Origin of the sequence: Herbaspirillum sp. YR522, from assembly GCF_000282575.1 — a bacterium.
Lineage (GTDB): Bacteria > Pseudomonadota > Gammaproteobacteria > Burkholderiales > Burkholderiaceae_D > Herbaspirillum.
Genome location: NZ_AKJA01000064.1, coordinates 1 through 15,640, shown reverse-complemented (window position 1 = coordinate 15,640; position 15,640 = coordinate 1). Strand labels below are relative to the sequence as shown.

15 protein-coding genes and 1 riboswitch are annotated in these 15,640 nt (G+C 67.3%); of the genes, 11 read left to right on the top strand and 4 right to left on the bottom strand.

Annotation, left to right across the window (positions count from 1 at the left end):
- The first annotated feature begins 2 nt into the window (after positions 1 to 2).
- From PMI40_RS10425 to PMI40_RS10410, 4 genes are read left to right on the top strand one after another with little or no spacing between them, the layout of a single operon-like run.
- The gene (locus PMI40_RS10425; protein WP_008114943.1) at positions 3 to 1,073 is read left to right on the top strand and encodes an ABC transporter substrate-binding protein; all 1,071 of its coding nucleotides are present in this window, start codon (positions 3 to 5) and stop codon (positions 1,071 to 1,073) included.
- A complete protein-coding gene (locus PMI40_RS10420; protein ID WP_008114941.1) occupies positions 1,070 to 2,377 on the top strand; it encodes an acyl-CoA thioesterase/bile acid-CoA:amino acid N-acyltransferase family protein in 1,308 nt (435 codons plus the stop codon). Before PMI40_RS10425 ends, PMI40_RS10420 begins: the two co-directional genes overlap by 4 nt.
- A complete protein-coding gene (locus PMI40_RS10415) occupies positions 2,374 to 3,144 on the top strand; it encodes an ABC transporter ATP-binding protein (RefSeq protein ID WP_008114939.1) in 771 nt (256 codons plus the stop codon). The genes PMI40_RS10420 and PMI40_RS10415 overlap by 4 nt, the downstream gene beginning before the upstream one ends.
- Positions 3,125 to 3,919 carry an ABC transporter permease gene (locus PMI40_RS10410; protein ID WP_008114938.1) on the top strand — a complete coding sequence of 265 codons (795 nt, stop codon included), beginning with the start codon at positions 3,125 to 3,127 and terminating at the stop codon, positions 3,917 to 3,919. Before PMI40_RS10415 ends, PMI40_RS10410 begins: the two co-directional genes overlap by 20 nt.
- Here PMI40_RS10410 and PMI40_RS10405 read toward each other — a convergent pair.
- The 3 genes from PMI40_RS10405 to PMI40_RS10395 all read right to left on the bottom strand — a co-directional run bounded on the left by PMI40_RS10405 (position 3,916) and on the right by PMI40_RS10395 (position 7,523).
- Positions 3,916 to 5,778 carry a hypothetical protein gene (locus PMI40_RS10405; RefSeq protein ID WP_157221490.1) on the bottom strand — a complete coding sequence of 621 codons (1,863 nt, stop codon included), beginning with the start codon at positions 5,776 to 5,778 and terminating at the stop codon, positions 3,916 to 3,918. The genes PMI40_RS10410 and PMI40_RS10405 overlap by 4 nt on opposite strands.
- A gap of 296 nt (positions 5,779 to 6,074) precedes the next feature.
- The gene (locus PMI40_RS10400) at positions 6,075 to 6,968 is read right to left on the bottom strand and encodes a DMT family transporter (protein WP_008114934.1); all 894 of its coding nucleotides are present in this window, start codon (positions 6,966 to 6,968) and stop codon (positions 6,075 to 6,077) included.
- 24 nt (positions 6,969 to 6,992) lie between these two features.
- Positions 6,993 to 7,523, bottom strand: coding sequence for a GNAT family N-acetyltransferase (locus PMI40_RS10395; RefSeq protein ID WP_008114933.1), 531 nt, complete (start codon positions 7,521 to 7,523; stop codon positions 6,993 to 6,995).
- A gap of 263 nt (positions 7,524 to 7,786) precedes the next feature.
- Positions 7,787 to 7,959, top strand: a riboswitch (yybP-ykoY riboswitch).
- A gap of 4 nt (positions 7,960 to 7,963) precedes the next feature.
- On the opposite strand from PMI40_RS10395, the gene mntP reads away from it, so the two are divergent.
- The 4 genes from mntP (at position 7,964) to PMI40_RS10375 (ending at position 12,371) form a co-directional block, all read left to right on the top strand.
- Entirely contained in the window at positions 7,964 to 8,527 is a 564-nt protein-coding gene (gene mntP, locus PMI40_RS10390) for a manganese efflux pump MntP (RefSeq protein WP_008114932.1), read from the top strand.
- Positions 8,528 to 8,773: 246 nt separating this feature from the next.
- On the top strand, positions 8,774 to 9,961 hold the full coding sequence (locus PMI40_RS10385; protein WP_008114929.1) for an MFS transporter: 1,188 nt from the start codon (positions 8,774 to 8,776) through the stop codon (positions 9,959 to 9,961).
- 158 nt (positions 9,962 to 10,119) lie between these two features.
- Complete coding sequence (locus PMI40_RS10380; protein ID WP_008114927.1) at positions 10,120 to 11,382, top strand: MFS transporter; 1,263 nt, start codon at positions 10,120 to 10,122, stop codon at positions 11,380 to 11,382.
- The gene (locus PMI40_RS10375) at positions 11,379 to 12,371 is read left to right on the top strand and encodes a GlxA family transcriptional regulator (protein ID WP_008114925.1); all 993 of its coding nucleotides are present in this window, start codon (positions 11,379 to 11,381) and stop codon (positions 12,369 to 12,371) included. The genes PMI40_RS10380 and PMI40_RS10375 overlap by 4 nt, the downstream gene beginning before the upstream one ends.
- A 7-nt stretch (positions 12,372 to 12,378) precedes the next feature.
- Here the strand turns inward: PMI40_RS10375 and PMI40_RS10370 are convergent, their stop codons facing one another.
- Positions 12,379 to 13,302: a LysR family transcriptional regulator gene (locus tag PMI40_RS10370; RefSeq protein ID WP_040501886.1), complete on the bottom strand. Its 924-nt coding sequence runs from the start codon at positions 13,300 to 13,302 to the stop codon at positions 12,379 to 12,381.
- A gap of 58 nt (positions 13,303 to 13,360) precedes the next feature.
- Here PMI40_RS10370 and PMI40_RS10365 point away from each other — a divergent pair, with 58 nt between their 5' ends.
- The 3 genes from PMI40_RS10365 to PMI40_RS10355 all read left to right on the top strand — a co-directional run.
- Entirely contained in the window at positions 13,361 to 13,999 is a 639-nt protein-coding gene (locus PMI40_RS10365; protein WP_008114921.1) for a LysE family transporter, read from the top strand.
- A 132-nt stretch (positions 14,000 to 14,131) separates the two neighbouring features.
- Entirely contained in the window at positions 14,132 to 15,079 is a 948-nt protein-coding gene (locus PMI40_RS10360) for a sugar ABC transporter substrate-binding protein (protein ID WP_008114919.1), read from the top strand.
- Between the two features lie 64 nt (positions 15,080 to 15,143).
- Positions 15,144 to 15,640 (top strand): ATP-binding cassette domain-containing protein (locus tag PMI40_RS10355; RefSeq protein ID WP_008114917.1); only part of this gene is annotated, 497 nt, incomplete at its 3' end.

Below are 15,640 nucleotides of genomic sequence, written 5' to 3'. Positions count from 1 at the left end.
CCATGAAGAAATCCATGTATGCCATTGCCGGCGCCGCGTTGGCGCTGGTATCCAGCGCCAGCCATGCGCTCGACGAGGTCACCGTAGCGCTGGCCATCGCGCCCGCCGTGCACGACGGCGCCCCCTATGCCGCCGCCCAGGAGCTGGGCCTGTTCAAGGACAACGGCATGACGGTCAGCACCATCATCTTCCAGGGCGCCGGGGCATTGCTGCCGCAGCTGGCCGGCAAGCGCGTCACCTTCGGCTATCCCACCTCGGAGCCGGTGATCGCCAGCTATTTCTCGGGCAAGGACCCGTTGCCGCTGCGTTACTTCTACAACGGCGTGCCCAGCAACACGATGGAATTCGCGGTGCTGGCCGATTCGCCCATCCATACGCTGGGCGAGCTCAAGGACAAGAAGATCGGTGTCGGCGCCTTGACCTGGGGCACCATCCCGGGCGGGCGTGCCGCCTTGCGCGCGGCCGGGCTGGAGCCGGGCAGGAATGTCGAATTCGTGGCCGTCGGCGCCATGGGGTCGGGTTTCCAGGCACTGCGCACGCGCCAGGTCGATGCGCTCAACTTCAACAGCAGCTGGCATGATTGGCTGGAGTTCGCGGGGGTCAAGATCCGGCGCATCGCCTATCCCGACGACTTCCAGGAAACCGCCGGCAATGGCTTCATCGCCCACGTCGATACCTTCCGCGAGCAGCCCGACCTGATCCGCCGCTTCGGCCGTGCCTACACCGAAGCCCAGGTCGTGTGCGAGGCCAACCCGCGCTATTGCGTGCGCGCGTTCTGGCGCCAGAACCCGTCGGCCAAGCCGGCCGGCGACGAAGAGAAGCAACTGGCCGATGCCGCCGAACTGCTGAGCCGTCGCTTGAAGCGCGTGCTCTACCTGCCGTCCGGACAGCCGCGGGTGCCGGGCCGGTATGACCTGGCCGCGATCAGGAAGGGGATCGCGGCGATGGCCCGCTACGGCGAATACCCCAGCGCCAACGTCCCGGTGGAACAGATCTTCTCCAACGAATTCGTCGCGTCCTTCACCGAATTCGACCGTGCCGCGCTGGTCAAGCGCGCCAAGGCGGCCCAATGAGCGATGCACCCGAGTTGCTGGTGACGCCGGCCAGCGCGCTGGTGGACCGGCCGCGCCGCATCGGATTGAGCGGTTTCACGCCGCGCGCGCAGGTGCTGTTGCGCAGTACGCTCGCGCATCCCGATGGCAGCCGCTGGGAAAGCGCGGCCACCTTCGCCGCCGATGCCCAGGGCCGGGTCGACCTGGCGCGCCAGGCGCCGCTGCGGGGCGACTGGCAACTGCCCGATGCGTCAGCGCCGCTATGGTCGCTGCGGCGCCTGTCGGCGCCCGCAAGCCCGGCCCTGAGCGAAGGGCTGGCGCCATTGACGGTGACCCTGCACGCGGCAGACCAAGCGGGCCGGCAAGCCACTGCGCAGCTGGAGTTGCTCTTCGTGGCGCCGGGCGTGACGCGCCGTGAGGTGGTCGAGGACGGACTGGCGGGGGCCTTGTTCACGCCCGCCGGGCCGGGGCCGCATCCGCTGGTGCTGGTGCTGGCCGGCTCCGGCGGCGGCCTGCACGAGCAACGCGCGGCGCTCTACGCCGCGCATGGCTATGCGGCGCTGGCGCTGGGTTACTTCAAGACCCCGGGGCGGCCCGATCATATCGGCGACATGCCGCTGGAATACTTCGAGACCGCGCTGCGCTGGGCCCGCCGTACGCTGGCGCCGCGCCACGACTTCGTGGCCGTGTCGGGCGTGTCGCGCGGCGGCGAACTGGCCTTGCTGCTGGGTGCGACCTATCCGCACCTGGTCTCGGCCGTCATCGCCTACGTGCCCAGCGCCTACCTGCACGGCACATTGCGCGCCGGTCGCCCCGACCAGGCGCGCGATGCCACGGTATGGACGCTGGCCGGCCAGGGCTTGCCCAATGCCTGGAAGGACAATCCACACGCCGATTGGACCCGCTTCGATCACCCCGCGCAGGCCGGCCTGCCGATACGCCAGGCAGCGGCCTTCCAGAGCGTCATGGGCGACGTCGAGCGCTTGGCCGCGGCGCGCATCGCCGTCGAGCGGATTCGCGCTCCGGTGCTGCTCGTCAGCGGCACCGACGACGGCTTCTGGCCCTCGACCCAGTACGCCGAACAGGTAGTCGACACCCTGCAGGCGCGGTCGCACGCCTGGCCGGTCGAGCACGTGGTGGGGGTCGGGGCGGGCCACGCCATCGGGGTGCCGCAATTACCGGCAACCTTGATCGCCAAGCCGCATCCGGTCTCCGGCGTGGTGCTCGACGGCGGCGGCACGGCGGCCGCCAACGCCCTGGCCAGCGAGCGGTCCTGGCGGCGCGTGCTGGGCTTCCTGGCGCGCGCTGCGGGAGCACGGCGATGAGCCGCGCTGCCCTGGAAGCGGTCGACGTCGGGCTGACCTATCCGACCCGGCGTGGCAGCACGCAAGCCCTGTCGCAACTCAACCTGCGGGTCGGGCAGGGCGAGTTCGTGGCCCTGCTGGGTCCATCCGGTTGCGGCAAGTCGACCTTGCTGCGCCTGGCCGCCGGCTTGCTGGCGGCCAGCGAGGGCAGCGTGCAAGTGGCCGGGCGTCCGATCGCACGGCCAGACCGGCGCACCGGCGTGGTGTTCCAGAAGCCCAACCTGCTGCCGTGGAAGACCGTGCGCGGCAATGTGCTGATGCCGGCCCACACGCTCGGACTGGACGCCGCCGAAGCGGCACGGCGCGCCGATGAACTGCTCGAACTGGTAGGGCTGTCGGCCTTTGCCAATGGCTACCCGCAAGAGCTCTCGGGTGGCATGCAGCAACGCGCCGGCATTGCCCGCATGCTATTGCCCGACCCCGAGCTGCTGTTGATGGACGAGCCCTTCGCCGCCCTCGATGCGCTCTCGCGGGAGCACCTCACGCTGGAGTTGCAGCGCATCTGGGGCAGTCAGCGCAAGTCGGTGCTGTTCGTCACGCACAGCATTGCCGAGGCGGTGTTCCTGGCCGATCGCGTGCTGGTGATGTCGCCGCGGCCCGGCACCATCGTCCAGGAGCTGCGCATCGACCTGCCGCGCCCGCGCTCGCTGGACACCTTCGACAACCCGGCGTTCGTGGCTGCCACGCGCCAACTACGCGAGTATTTCAATGAAAACCTGGTCCGGTAGATTGGCGAGCGTGCTGCCCGGCATCCTCTATCCGCTCATCAGCCTGGCAGTGATCGTCGGCATCTGGTACGGCGCGGTGCGCTGGGGCCGCGTGCCCGATTACCTGCTGCCGGCACCGGCCGATGTGTTCGGCACGCTGGCGCGCGGCTTGTGGAGCGGCGAACTGTGGCCGCACATTGGCGCCACGCTCGGCAACACGGCAGCCGGCTATGCCATCGGCTGCGCACTGGCCGTGGCAATGGGGGCGCTGCTGGCCGAGTCGCGCACCTTCGAGCGCTTCGTCTACCCGTTGCTGATCGCCTTGCAGGCCACGCCCAAGGTGGCGCTGGGGCCGTTGATCCTGGTCTGGTTCGGCTTCGGGGCGACCTCCAAGATCGTGCTGGTGGCGCTGGTGTGTTTCTTCCCGCTGTTCGTCAACACCGTCAACGGCATCCGCCGCACCGATCCCGACCTGCTGGAAGCCTGCCGCGCCTTCAGCGCTTCGCGCTGGTATCTGCTGGTGCATGTCAAGTTGCCGGCGGCGCTGGGCGACATCTTCGCCGGCTTGCAGATCGGCGTATCGCTGGCGCTGATCGGCGCGGTGGTGGGCGAGTTCCTGTCGGCCCAGCGCGGGCTGGGCTATCTGATTGCCTCGTCCTCGGTCAACATGAGCCTGTCGACCATGTTCTCCGGTGTGCTGTTGCTGGCGCTGGTGGGCCTGTGCGGGGCGCAGCTGGTGCGCTGGCTGCAGGCCCGGGTGGTGTTCTGGCAGCCGTTGGGCCGCGAACGCGACTAGCGGCGGTCCACGAAGTCGAGCTTGTCGTTGATGCCAAGTTGCTCTCCCTGCAGCCTGCGCCGGGTTTCGTCCAGCCCATGCAGGTGGGCGGCGTAGGAAGACGGCGGCCATCCCTGCTGCTGCGCCTGTTGCCGCAGCTTCGCCATATCGAGCGTAATGCTGCTTAGCTGCGATGACACCTGCTGCAAGCGGCTTTGGTAATGCAGTCGGATCGGTATCGTCTGTTCATCGCCCAGCTTCGGGGCCGGCGCCGACGACAGCGAGACGAAACCGCGCTGCATGATGGACTCGACCTTTGCATCGAGCATCTGGTGCAGGGTGTCCTCGCAGAATTGCTGGCGTCCGCGGGATTGCTCGATCGCCAGTTTGGTCTTTTCCAGATCCTTGTCCGCCTGCGCTACGACCGGCGCGTGCACCCGTTCGGCATCTTGCAATTCGTTATAGGTGCGCTGGGCAGTTGCCCTGACCATGTCGTTGATGGCCAGGCCAGTGCGTTGCATGACTTCCTGCTGGCCCATGAACTGCTCGTGTGCCGCCTGGTGAGCCTGGCGGGCCGAGGCCAGTGCGCGGCGCGCCTGGATGACGTGGTTTGGTTCCCGGGGCAGTCGTGTGCTTTCCTTGTGCTTGGCCACCAGATTGGCCAGGCTGTTGGCAGTCTCTGGCAGGAACTCCATCTGCGGTGGCTGCTTGCCGGGATAGGCGCGTTCGATGATGGACGCCGTGCGCTGGTCTTCGGCCCGCAACATCTCGCCGATCATCTTGTCGACCTGGCCGCGGAAGTTTTCCAGTTCGTGCATCTCGGGGCGATTGCCTTTTTTTGCCAGGCTCATCGCACGGTCGGTCTGGTTGCGCAGGTCGTGCAGCGCCGTGCGCAAGGGTTCGTAGCGCTGCAGCATAAAGCCGCCGATCATTTCGCTCGACAGCGTCAGGCCGCGCTCATTGGTCGGTATCCGGGCGGGGTCGACTTCTTTTTCCAGGCCCATGATCTCGGACTGCAGGATGCCCGCCCGCATCGACAACTGGCTGTGTTGCTCGGTTTTATCGGCAATCTGTTGCTCCAGTTGCTGCACCAGTTGCCGTTGCCCGCTGACGTCGGGGGCGCTCGCATGGTGAAGTCCGGCGCGCACGGCGTCGAGATGCGCGCGCTTGCTGTTGATCTCCTGCTCCAGCCCGCCCAGCCGGGGCAGCGCGTCGGCGAGCTGGTTACGCTTGACTTGCAGCTCCAGTGGCTTGGTGTCCTTGAGGTAATCGCGCAGCGTATCGCGCGTCTGCTGCGAATCCATCATCTGCTGCGCCACCCAGGCGGAGGTCGGGTCCTCTTTTACCGGCACCAGCGAATGGGCCTGCAAGGTGTATATCGCCAGCTTCTGCTGGTTGCATTGTTTGGCCAGTTGCGTGGCCATCGAATCGATGGCGCTGTCCGACCAGCCGCGTGCTTGCAATTCGGTGGCCAGTTCGGGGTCGGTCTCGAGCGCGGCGACAAACTTGTTGGCCTGTCTTTCCAGGGAAGACAATTCGGTCAGCCGGCGCTCCAGTTCCTGTTCCGAGTCGACGCCAAGGCGCCGGGTCTGGGCCACGAACCTGGCCGGCAGCGGCGCATAGGCGGTGCCGACGCCGGCGGCATTGGCGTGGAAGAAGTCGATCGCCTGCCCGGCACGCTTCACGGCAGGCCGGTCTGGCGCAGGCTGGTGCCAAGGGGCGGCGCTCGCAAGGGGCGCGCCGGACAGGCCGGACAGGTCGACCGCCTGGTACTGTGCATGCGCTGCGGACGAAATGAGTGGGTGGGTGCTGGTGCCGTGGCCGGCAGTGTCCAGGAATAATTCATCGTCCCGTACCGGCAATGCATTGGACCGTCCCATGTGGGCGGCGAGGTTACCGCGACCGCGTTCAGCGGCGCGCGCAATGGCATCTTGCGGCAGCGGCTTGCGCAGTATCGGTTGCCGGCCCGGGTACGGTTCAGGGCGCTGCCGTACTGCACCGTCTGGCTGTTCATAAGCGGTGTGCAGCCCACCCGGCGTCACTTGAAAAGTGCTCTGGACCATGCTTTCCCCCTTCATCTGTCAGCGGCGCGACGCCACCTGGCCGGGCCAGGCGGCGGTTCGATCAATGGGTGACCTGCGCCAGGCCAAAGTTCCAACCCGACACCGGTGCCACCTCAGGTGCCTGCCGGCTCGCCGTTGGTGCTGTTGAACGAAGCGGCCAGCGACACGCCCACGCCCAGTGCGGCCAGGCCCATGCACAGTGCACTGACGATGAAATCGGCCTGGGCCGAGGCCTGCGTGGTGAACGACATCAGGTAGGCAAACAGCGGCGCCACGGCCAGGATGGCGCCAGTGCGCGCGGTGCCGATCAGCGGCAGCGCCTTCAGGGTCAGGATGAAGCTCACGCCGCTGGCGGCGCCGCAGGCCAGGCAGGCCAGCAACCAGGCCGGTTGCGGCACCGGCTCGCCCAGCAGCAGCGCAATGAACGCCAGTGCCGTGCCACCGGTCAGGCCGCGGATGGCGGTCGCCGTATCGTGCGGCAGATGCACGACAAGGCGCATCAGGTTGAGGTCGACCGCCCAGCAGGCATAGGCCAGCGCCACCAGCACGATGCCGCCCAGGTTGCCGGCGAACTGGTCGGCGTTGACCAGCGAAAAGGCCAGCACGCCGACCAGGATCAGGGTCACGCCGATCCAACCGGCAGTCGGCTGGCGCTCGCCGAACAGCAGCCAGGCGATCAACACCGACAGCAGGCCTTCGACGTTGGTCAGCACCGACGCGGTCGAGGCATTGGTGCTTTGCAGGCCGAACATCAACATCAGCGGCGCGGCCACGGCACCCAGCACCAGCGCCAGGGCGAAGCAGGCCTTGCTGCCACGCGAAGCCGGGCCCGGCGCGCTGCAGGGCAATGGTTGCACGCGCCGCACGGCCAGCGCCACCAGGCCGGCGCCCAGGCACAGCGTGGCGGCCACCCACACCGGCGTGACGGTGGCCAGCAGCCATTTGGACAGTATCGTATTGGCCCCGAGCAGCATGGCGCCGAACAGGGCAAGCAGGATGCCTTGCATGAGAATCTTTCAGAAAATGGATGCTCAGGCCAGCGCGTGCGCGCCGCGCACGGTTGGGTCCAGAGCAAGGAAGTTGTCGGTGCTCTCCCGCATTATTCGAAAGCCGCGGGCGAGGTAGTTGTTCAGCGCCGCCGGATGATCCAGGGAGCAGGTATGCAGCCAGAGCTCGGCGGTGCCGGATGAAAATCCATGTTCGATGGCCTTTTCGAGGGCCAGCCGGCCCAGGCCGCGGCCGATGCATTGCGGTCGCAGTCCGAAGTTGACGATCTCCAGCGAGCCGTCGTGCTTCTTCAGTTCCAGGTAGCCGATGGGCTGGCCTTCGTGCTGCAACGCATAGATGTCGATATCGGGATGGTCCAGGTAGTCCTGCCAATCGGCGCTGCTCCAGGCGACCCGGTAGATATCCCAGTAGCAGGCCCGGCCCACTTCCTTGTACAGCGCCGCGCATGATGCGGGCTCGTCGATGCGCACGGTGGTGAGCGGATTGATGGTGGAGTGCTTGCCAGGCAGGCGCCGGGCGTCCGATTTGAGGTTCAGGAAAGTGGTCTTGATCATGATGGCGCTTGTGCGGCATGCGGTTTGTTCTAACGATGATCCTGAGTGCCTTCCCCGCAGGGCCGGTTCCTGTCGAGGACGGCAGGTGAGGGAAGTTGAGCAAACCTGCCGGCCCGGGCGTACCGGCCGACGCGAGCGTGATCATGGGAAGTCCAATGGCTGGTGGCCGCTTGCAACAGGCGGCAGGGCGGCGGGTGCGGCGGCGCCAACGGACGGCAGCGCGAAAAAAAATGTTGGGTCCGCGCTCGAGCTCGGGTAGAATGCCGGTTCTCTTTGGGGAGTAGCCAGCTTCCGAATCACTCGGAAGAGCCCGTGTCAACATTCTCGACTTTCTGTCGTGGCACGGGTAGCCAATGCGGTAGGCGAGACCATTGACGTTTCCATGCCTTTGGTCGGGCGTGTGGCGACGTCATGGATTTCGCCCGACCCGGAACCACCCCATGAATTTCCCTGCCTTATTGCTCCTCGCGCTTGCGATGTCTACCGACGCCTTTGCGGCCGCCATCGGTAAAGGCGCCGCCATGCAGCGTCCGCGCTTCATTCAGGCCCTGCGCATCGGCCTGCTGTTCGGCGTGATCGAAGCCATCACGCCACTGATCGGTTGGCTGATCGGCTCGATCGCTACCCAATGGGTCGCCGCCTGGGACCACTGGATCGCTTTCACACTGCTGCTGGTGCTGGGCGTGAGCATGGTGCGCGAAGGCCTGAGCAACGGCGACGACGACGAACCCGCGCCGGCGCAGAACCAATCCGTGATCAAGCTGGCCCTGACCGCCGTGGCCACCAGCATCGACGCCATGGCCGTCGGCGTGGGGCTGGCCTTCGTCAACGTCAGCATCGTCGAGGCCTCGCTGCTGATCGGCCTGGCCACCACCACCATGGTCACCATCGGCATCCTGCTGGGACGTGCGCTGGGCGGGCTGATCGGCAAGCGCGCCGAGATCCTCGGTGGCGTGGTGCTGATCGGGGTGGGCGTCGCCATCCTGTATGAGCACCTGGGATAAGCACTTCTGCATGAAGCCGCGTTCGGACCGAGTCGGTCCGCAGGAGCTTGTCGACGCCGCACCGATACGGCCGCACCAGCGCCTTCGATGGGTGGCCAAGGCAGCGACCCGGTTCGAACGGATTCCAGATGGGGTCAGACGCGTCCGACTGGACGGCATCCGGGTTGGGCCTGGTTCTTGCCGGGCGCATATGCCGATGTCATTACTGCGCTACCATGACACCCTTTTTCAGTATCGAGAGTCTTCATGTCAAGCATCAAGCCGGCGCAGGCCGCCGGCAGTTCCGCCTCCATCCCCGTGCTGGCCGTGGCCGCCTTCATCATCGTCACCACCGAGTTCCTGATCGTCGGCCTGTTGCCGGCCTTGGCCCGTGACCTCGCCATCTCGGTGGCCAGCGCCGGCCAGCTGGTGACCCTGTTCGCCGTGGTGGTCATGCTGTGCGGCCCCTTGCTGACGGCCTGGCTGGCCAATGTCGATCGCAAGCGCCTGTTCATTGCGATCCTGCTGTTGTTCGCCTTCTCCAATGGCCTGGCCGCGGTCGCCTCCAACATCTGGGTGCTGGCCATCGCGCGGCTCTTGCCGGCGCTGGCGCTGCCGGTGTTCTGGGGCACGGCCAGCGAAACGGCGGCGCAGATCGCCGGGCCCGGCAAGGGTGGGCGTGCCGTCTCTACCGTGTACCTGGGCATTTCGGCGGCGATGCTGTTCGGTATTCCGCTAGGCACGCTGGCCTCGGACGCCATCGGCTGGCGCGGCGCCTTCGGCTTGCTGTCGGCCTTGTCGCTGCTGATCGCGCTGTTGATGGCGGTGACCCTGCCGCACGTACGCGCCACGACCCATGTGCGCATGGCCGAGCAGGCACGGATCCTGAAAAGCCGCTTCTTCCTGGCCAATGTGGCGCTGTCGATCCTGGTCTTTACCGCCATGTTCACCGGCTACACCTACCTGGCCGAGATGCTCGAAAAATCGGCCGGCATCGCCCCTGCGCTGGTGGGCTGGTGGCTCATGGGCTTTGGTGCCGTCGGCCTGGTCGGCAACTGGCTCGGCGGGCTGTGGGTGGACCAGAAGCCACTGGCGACCACCGCTGCCTTCAGCCTGGTGCTGGCCATCGGCATGACCGGCACCACCGCGCTGGCCACCGGCGCACAGCTTTGGTTCGCCATGGCGCTGGCGGTGTGGGGCGTGGCCAATACGGCGCTCTATCCGATCTGCCAGATCCGGGTCATGAAGGCCGCATCCGAGGCGCAAGCGCTGGCCGGCACCATCAACGTCTCGGCCGCCAACGGCGGCATTGCGCTGGGCGCGGTGGTGGGCGGCTTCAGTATCTCGAACTGGGGTCCGGCCAGCGTCGGCTATGTCGCCGCGGTAGCGGCGGTGGCCGCTGCACTGGCAGCGGCATGGATCACCAGGCTGGCGCCCCGGGCGCCTTCAGCCTGAGCGTGGCAGCGGCGTCGAGGCCCGTTCCGCCAGCGCCGGGGGCCGTGACGCGCATGACCGGGGGCCGGTGGCCTGGCAGGAATTGACGCCAGTGTGTCATTGACGCCAAACGGGGGCGGATCGACAATTCCCGCTCCCTCCCTCACCGAGCCGCGCCCATGTCTTCCGTCCTGCCGCTTGCCGACAGCCCCGCCGCGCCCGATCCGGGCCGGCGCAACGCCGCAGTGCTGGCCGTGTGCCAGGGCCTGTACACCTGCGCCATCTCGATCGATCTCACGCTGACCGCACTGACCGGCTGGCAACTGGCGCCCGACAAGGCGCTGGCGACGCTGCCGTTTGCGCTGATCACGGTGGCCGGCGCGGTCGTGACCTGGTTCGCGGCCTTCCTGATCCAACGGCTGGGACGGCGCCTGTCGTTTGCGTTGGGCGCGGCCAGTTGTGCCGCTGGCGGATTGATCTCGGTATGGTCGGTATGGCACGGCGATTTCTGGCTGTTCTGCGGCGGTACCGCGCTGGTCGGGGTGTTCCAGGCCTTCGCCCAGTACTATCGCCTGGCGGCCGCCGACGCCGTCGCAGCCGAGTACAAGAGCCGGGCCATTTCCGTCGTCCTGGCCGGTGGCGTGATCGCCGCCATCGTCGGCCCGGCACTGGCCGCATGGAGCCGCGACCTGTTTGCCCAGGCCATGTTCGCCGGCGCCTACCTGGTGGTGGCAGCCATGGGCGCGCTGTCGGTGCTGGTGCTGCTGCTGGGTTATCGCGACACGTCACCGGTCGCCCCGGCGCCGGCCGTAGGGCAGGGCGCCGCCGCGCGCCCGCTGGGCCGCATCGTGCGCTCGCCGGTGTTCCTGGCCGCGCTCGCCAACAACGTGGGCGGCTCGATGGTGATGATGTTCATCATGACCGCCGCGCCGTTGGCGGCGGTCGCCTGTCACTACAGCATCGACGACGGCGCAGCCATCATCCAGTGGCACCTGGTGGGCATGTACGCACCATCGTTCTTTGCCGGCCACCTGATCAAGCGCCTCGGCCTGGGCCCCGTGTTGCTGGCCGGCCTGGCGCTCAACCTGGGGTGCGCGCTGAGCGCCATGGCCTCGACCAGCCTGCCGGCGTTCTATGTGGCCCTGCTGTTGCTGGGCGTGGGCTGGAACTTCATGTTCGTCGGTGGCACCACCTTGCTGGCGCAGGCCTACGCCCCGGCCGAGCGCGCCAAGACCCAGGGATTGTCCGAATTGCTGCGCTATGCCAGCACTGCCCTGGCCACGCTGGGCGCCGGTCCCTTGCTGGCGCGCGCGGGCTGGCAGAGCCTGAACCTGGCCATCGTGCCGGTGCTGGCCATCTGCGCGGTAGCCACCGTGGCCTGGATGCGCGCGCAACGCCAGCCGGACCAGGTGATGCCGTCGCAGACAGGAGGTGCGGCATGACCTCCTCCGGCGCGCCGCATCGGGTCATCCTGCTGGCCTATGAGGGCATGAACCTGCTCGACCTGTCCGGGCCGTTGCAGGTATTTGCCACCGCCAATCGGCTGCATGCCAGGGGCGAGCTGTACCGGTTGCAGGTGGTGTCGGCTGCGGGCGGACTGGTGCGGACCAACGCCGGCCTGCCGGTGGCCACCGAATCGCTGGCACGACTCGATGCCGGCCTGCCGGGCACCGGCATCCATACGCTGATTTCGCCCGGAGGCAGCATCGGCGACGACTTTGTCATCGATACCGCGCTGGTGCAGTGGCTGCGTCGTCACGCCGCAGCGGCGCAGCGGGTTTGCTCGGTCTGCACCGGCGCATTTCACCTGGCGCAGGCGGGCTTGCTGGACGGCTTGCGGGTGACGACCCACTGGCACTGGGCCGAGCGCCTGCAGCGGCAATATCCGGCGCTGCAGGTCGATGCCGAGCCGATCTTCATCCGCCAGGGGCGGATATGGACGTCGGCCGGCGTGACCGCCGGCATCGACCTCGCCCTGGCGCTGCTGGAGCAGGACCTGGGCCACCAGCACGCCATCGCCACGGCGCGCCAGCTGGTGATGTTCGTCAAGCGACCGGGCGGGCAGTCTCAATTCAGCGCGCCGCTGGCGTGGCAGACGGCGGGCGCCGGGCGGTTCGCCGAGCTGCATGCCTGGATCGCCGCCAACCTGGGGGCCGACCTGCGGGTCGACAACCTGGCGCGCCGCATGCACATGAGCCCGCGCACGTTTGCCCGGGTCTATGCCGCCGAACTGGGGCGTACCCCGGCGCGCACGGTCGAATCGATGCGGCTGGAAGCCGCCCGCCGCGCCCTGGAGGAAACCGCCTGGCCGCTCAAGCGCATCGCCACCGAGTCCGGCTACGGCGAAGAACAGAACCTGCGCCGCGTGTTCCAGCGCCAGCTGGGCGTGAGCCCGGCCCAGTATCGCGAACGGTTCTCGGCACGCCATTGAGCACCGGTCACTGCCCCTGCGAGCGCAGCCAGGACAGCAAGGCGGCGCCATTGGTATCACCGGCGACAGGTTCGCGCGAGAGCAGGCAGTAGGACGATCCATCCTCGACAAAGCCCATTGGCGCGACCAGGATCCCGGCGGCGATCTCATCCCGGACCAGGTGCCAGGGGCCGATTGCCACCCCCAGGCCCGATGCGGCGGCCTGCAGGCTGAAGTAGAAATGATCGAATGCATGTTGCTTGCCGCGACAGGCGCGGGCGCCCACCAGTGCACGCCAGTCGTTCCAGGCGTGCGGCCGGGTCCTGGTGTGCAGGCACGGTGCGCCGGCCCGCAGCGTGGTGCCGTCGGCGGCGGCGTCGAAGAACAGGTCGAGCTTGTCGGCGCGGCAGACCGGGCCGATCCTCTCCGAAAAGAGCGGTTCGCAGAACAGGCCGTCAGGCCGTTCGAAGTCGTCGCGCCGGATCGCCAGGTCGATCCCGTTATCGAACGGCACCGGGCCGCCGCCAGCGTCGAACTGCACATTGAGCTCGGGATGCAATGCCTGGAAGGCCGGCCAGCGCGGTATCAGCCAGCGCATCAGCAGCGTCGGCTCGCACGACAGGGTCCAGCGCGACGATCGATCCGCCTGGCGTCGCAATTGCAGGGCGGCGCTGCGGATCAGGCCGAAGCCTTCACTGGTCGCGCCCGCCAGTCTGCGGCCCGCCTCGGTCAGCAAGACCCTGCGCTGGCGACGCTCGAACAGCGCCGTGCCGAGGTCGTCTTCCAGCGTGCGCACGGCCCGACTCACCGCGCCATGCGTCAGGTGCAATTCCTCGGCAGCCCGCGTGAAGTTCTCCAGCCGCGCCGCCACTTCGAAACAGCGCAGCGCCATCAGTGACGGCATCCTGCCGGCGTGATGTGAGCCCGGCTCACCATGATGGTCAGTATTCATCGTTAGTCATCCCGCTCGCTCGGCAATAGAATCAGGCCTCATTCTAATGGAGCCGCGCATGACCGAACTGTTCGCTGTCATCACCATCAGCTTGCTCGCGGTGGTCAGCCCCGGGCCGGATTTCGCACTGGTCACCCGCAACAGCCTGGCCAGGTCGCGCGCCACCGGCGTGTCGACGGCGCTGGGCATCGGCAGCGGCGTGCTGGTGCATGTCGGCTATACCCTGTTGGGACTGGGCTGGTTGCTGCACCGCTGGCCATGGCTGCTCGATGCGCTCAAGCTGGCCGGGGCGCTGTACCTGGTCTACCTGGGCGTCCGGATGCTGCGCAGTGCGGCTGCGCCCCTGGCCGCCGGGCACGGTGGGCACAGCGGGCAGGGTGGGGCCTGCTGGTCCGGCGGCCAGGCCTTTCGCACCGGTCTGCTGACCAATGTGCTCAACCCCAAGACCTCGGTGTTCATCGTCAGCCTCTTCACGCAGGTGGTCGGCGCGACCACGCCGGTGGCCATCCAGCTGGGCTACGGGCTGTTCATCGCACTGGCCCACGTGGCCTGGTTCAGCCTGGTGGCCATCCTGTTCGGCAGCCCTGCAATGCGCCAGGCCATGCACGCATCGGCGGCCTGGATCGACCGTGTGTTCGGGGTGGTGCTGGTGGGGTTCGGGGTGATGCTGGCCGCGACCAATGTGGTGGCGAGTTGAATGGCGGTACTGCACTGCAGCTTGTTCTCGAATATTGTCCGGTGCTATGCTCTGGTCCGCGCAAACGTTTGCGCGATATTAACGGTGCGCAACATCGTTGAAAAGCCAACAACATAGAACATGGAGACAGAAATGAAAAAGCTGACCCGCCGCCAATTTGCCGTCGCCGCCGCACTGGCCTGCTCGGTCGTGTCCTGGCCGGCGCTGGCGCAGACGCCGGCCAAGCCCAAGGTTGCGCTGGTCATGAAGTCGCTGGCCAACGAATTCTTCCTGAACATGGAAACGGGCGCACGCGAGCACCAGAAGGCGCACGCCAGCCAGTACGACCTGATCGCCAACGGCATCAAGGACGAACAGGACACCGCCAACCAGATCAAGATGGTCGAGCAGATGATCGTCTCCAAGGTCAGTGCGCTGGTGATCGCGCCGGCCGACTCCAAGGCCCTGGTGCCGGTGGTCAAGAAGGCCATCGACGCCGGCATCATCGTGGTCAACATCGACAACAAGCTCGATGACGCCGCCCTCAAGGAAAAAGGCATCGCGGTGCCGTTCGTGGGGCCCGACAACCGCCGCGGCGCCAAGCTGGCCGGGGACTACCTGGGCAAGCAGCTCAAGCAGGGCGACAAGGTGGCCATCATCGAAGGGGTGTCGACCACGGTCAATGCCCAGCAGCGCACGCTGGGCTTCCAGGATGCGATGAAGCAGGCCGGCGCCAACGTGGTCAGCGTGCAATCGGGCCAATGGGAAATCGACCAGGGCAACAAGGTGGCCGCGGCCATCCTCAACGCCCACCCCGATATCAAGGCGATCCTGGCCGGCAACGACAACATGGCGCTGGGCGCGGTGGCGGCGATTCGCGCCTCGGGCAAGGCGGGCCGCGTGCTGCTGGTGGGCTATGACAACATCAATGCCATCAAGCCGATGCTCAACGATGGCCGGGTGCTGGCCACCGTAGACCAGTTCGCCTCGCAGCAGGCGGTATTCGGCATCGAGACCGCCTTGAAGGCGCTGGCCGACAAGAAGCCCCAGAACACCCTGGGCGGCACCGTCGAGACCAAGGTCGCGCTGGTCACCAAGTAAGCCATGCCGGTGGCCCGGCACGCACCGGGCCATGCGGCATGCGGTCGTTCCTACCCCTGAACCTATGTCTGCCCATTTCGAAACCCCACCGTTGCTCACCCTGTCGGGCATCGGCAAGCGCTATGCCGGGCCGGTGCTCGAACACATCGACCTGCAATTGCAGGCGGGCCAAGTACTGGCCCTGACCGGCGAGAACGGCGCCGGCAAGAGCACCTTGTCAAAAATAGTCTGCGGCCTGGTCGAGGCCAGTGCCGGCCGGATGCTGCTCGACGGCCAGCCCTACCAGCCGGCTTCGCGCCAGCAGGCCGAAGCGCTCGGCATACGCATGGTGATGCAGGAACTGAACCTGATTCCTACCTTGAGCATCGCCGAGAACCTGTTCCTGGAGAAACTCCCGCAACGCTTCGGCTGGATCGACCGCAAGCGCTTGTTTGCCGATGCGAAGGCGCAGATGGCGGTCGTCGGCCTGGACCAGCTCGATCCCTGGACCCCGGTGGGCGAGCTCGGCCTGGGCCACCAGCAGATGGTCGAGATCGCGCGCAACCTGATCGGCAGCTGCCG

Excerpts from the sequence above, each read along its gene's own strand:
- PMI40_RS10425 (WP_008114943.1), top strand. The coding sequence starts at position 3 with ATGAAGAAATCCATGTATGCCATTGCCGGCGCCGCGTTGGCGCTGGTA.
- PMI40_RS10420 (WP_008114941.1), top strand. The coding sequence starts at position 1,070 with ATGAGCGATGCACCCGAGTTGCTGGTGACGCCGGCCAGCGCGCTGGTG.
- PMI40_RS10415 (WP_008114939.1), top strand. The coding sequence starts at position 2,374 with ATGAGCCGCGCTGCCCTGGAAGCGGTCGACGTCGGGCTGACCTATCCG.
- PMI40_RS10410 (WP_008114938.1), top strand. The coding sequence starts at position 3,125 with ATGAAAACCTGGTCCGGTAGATTGGCGAGCGTGCTGCCCGGCATCCTC.
- PMI40_RS10405 (WP_157221490.1), bottom strand. The coding sequence starts at position 5,778 with ATGGGACGGTCCAATGCATTGCCGGTACGGGACGATGAATTATTCCTG.
- PMI40_RS10400 (WP_008114934.1), bottom strand. The coding sequence starts at position 6,968 with ATGCAAGGCATCCTGCTTGCCCTGTTCGGCGCCATGCTGCTCGGGGCC.
- PMI40_RS10395 (WP_008114933.1), bottom strand. The coding sequence starts at position 7,523 with ATGATCAAGACCACTTTCCTGAACCTCAAATCGGACGCCCGGCGCCTG.
- mntP (WP_008114932.1), top strand. The coding sequence starts at position 7,964 with ATGAATTTCCCTGCCTTATTGCTCCTCGCGCTTGCGATGTCTACCGAC.
- PMI40_RS10385 (WP_008114929.1), top strand. The coding sequence starts at position 8,774 with ATGTCAAGCATCAAGCCGGCGCAGGCCGCCGGCAGTTCCGCCTCCATC.
- PMI40_RS10380 (WP_008114927.1), top strand. The coding sequence starts at position 10,120 with ATGTCTTCCGTCCTGCCGCTTGCCGACAGCCCCGCCGCGCCCGATCCG.
- PMI40_RS10375 (WP_008114925.1), top strand. The coding sequence starts at position 11,379 with ATGACCTCCTCCGGCGCGCCGCATCGGGTCATCCTGCTGGCCTATGAG.
- PMI40_RS10370 (WP_040501886.1), bottom strand. The coding sequence starts at position 13,302 with ATGAATACTGACCATCATGGTGAGCCGGGCTCACATCACGCCGGCAGG.
- PMI40_RS10365 (WP_008114921.1), top strand. The coding sequence starts at position 13,361 with ATGACCGAACTGTTCGCTGTCATCACCATCAGCTTGCTCGCGGTGGTC.
- PMI40_RS10360 (WP_008114919.1), top strand. The coding sequence starts at position 14,132 with ATGAAAAAGCTGACCCGCCGCCAATTTGCCGTCGCCGCCGCACTGGCC.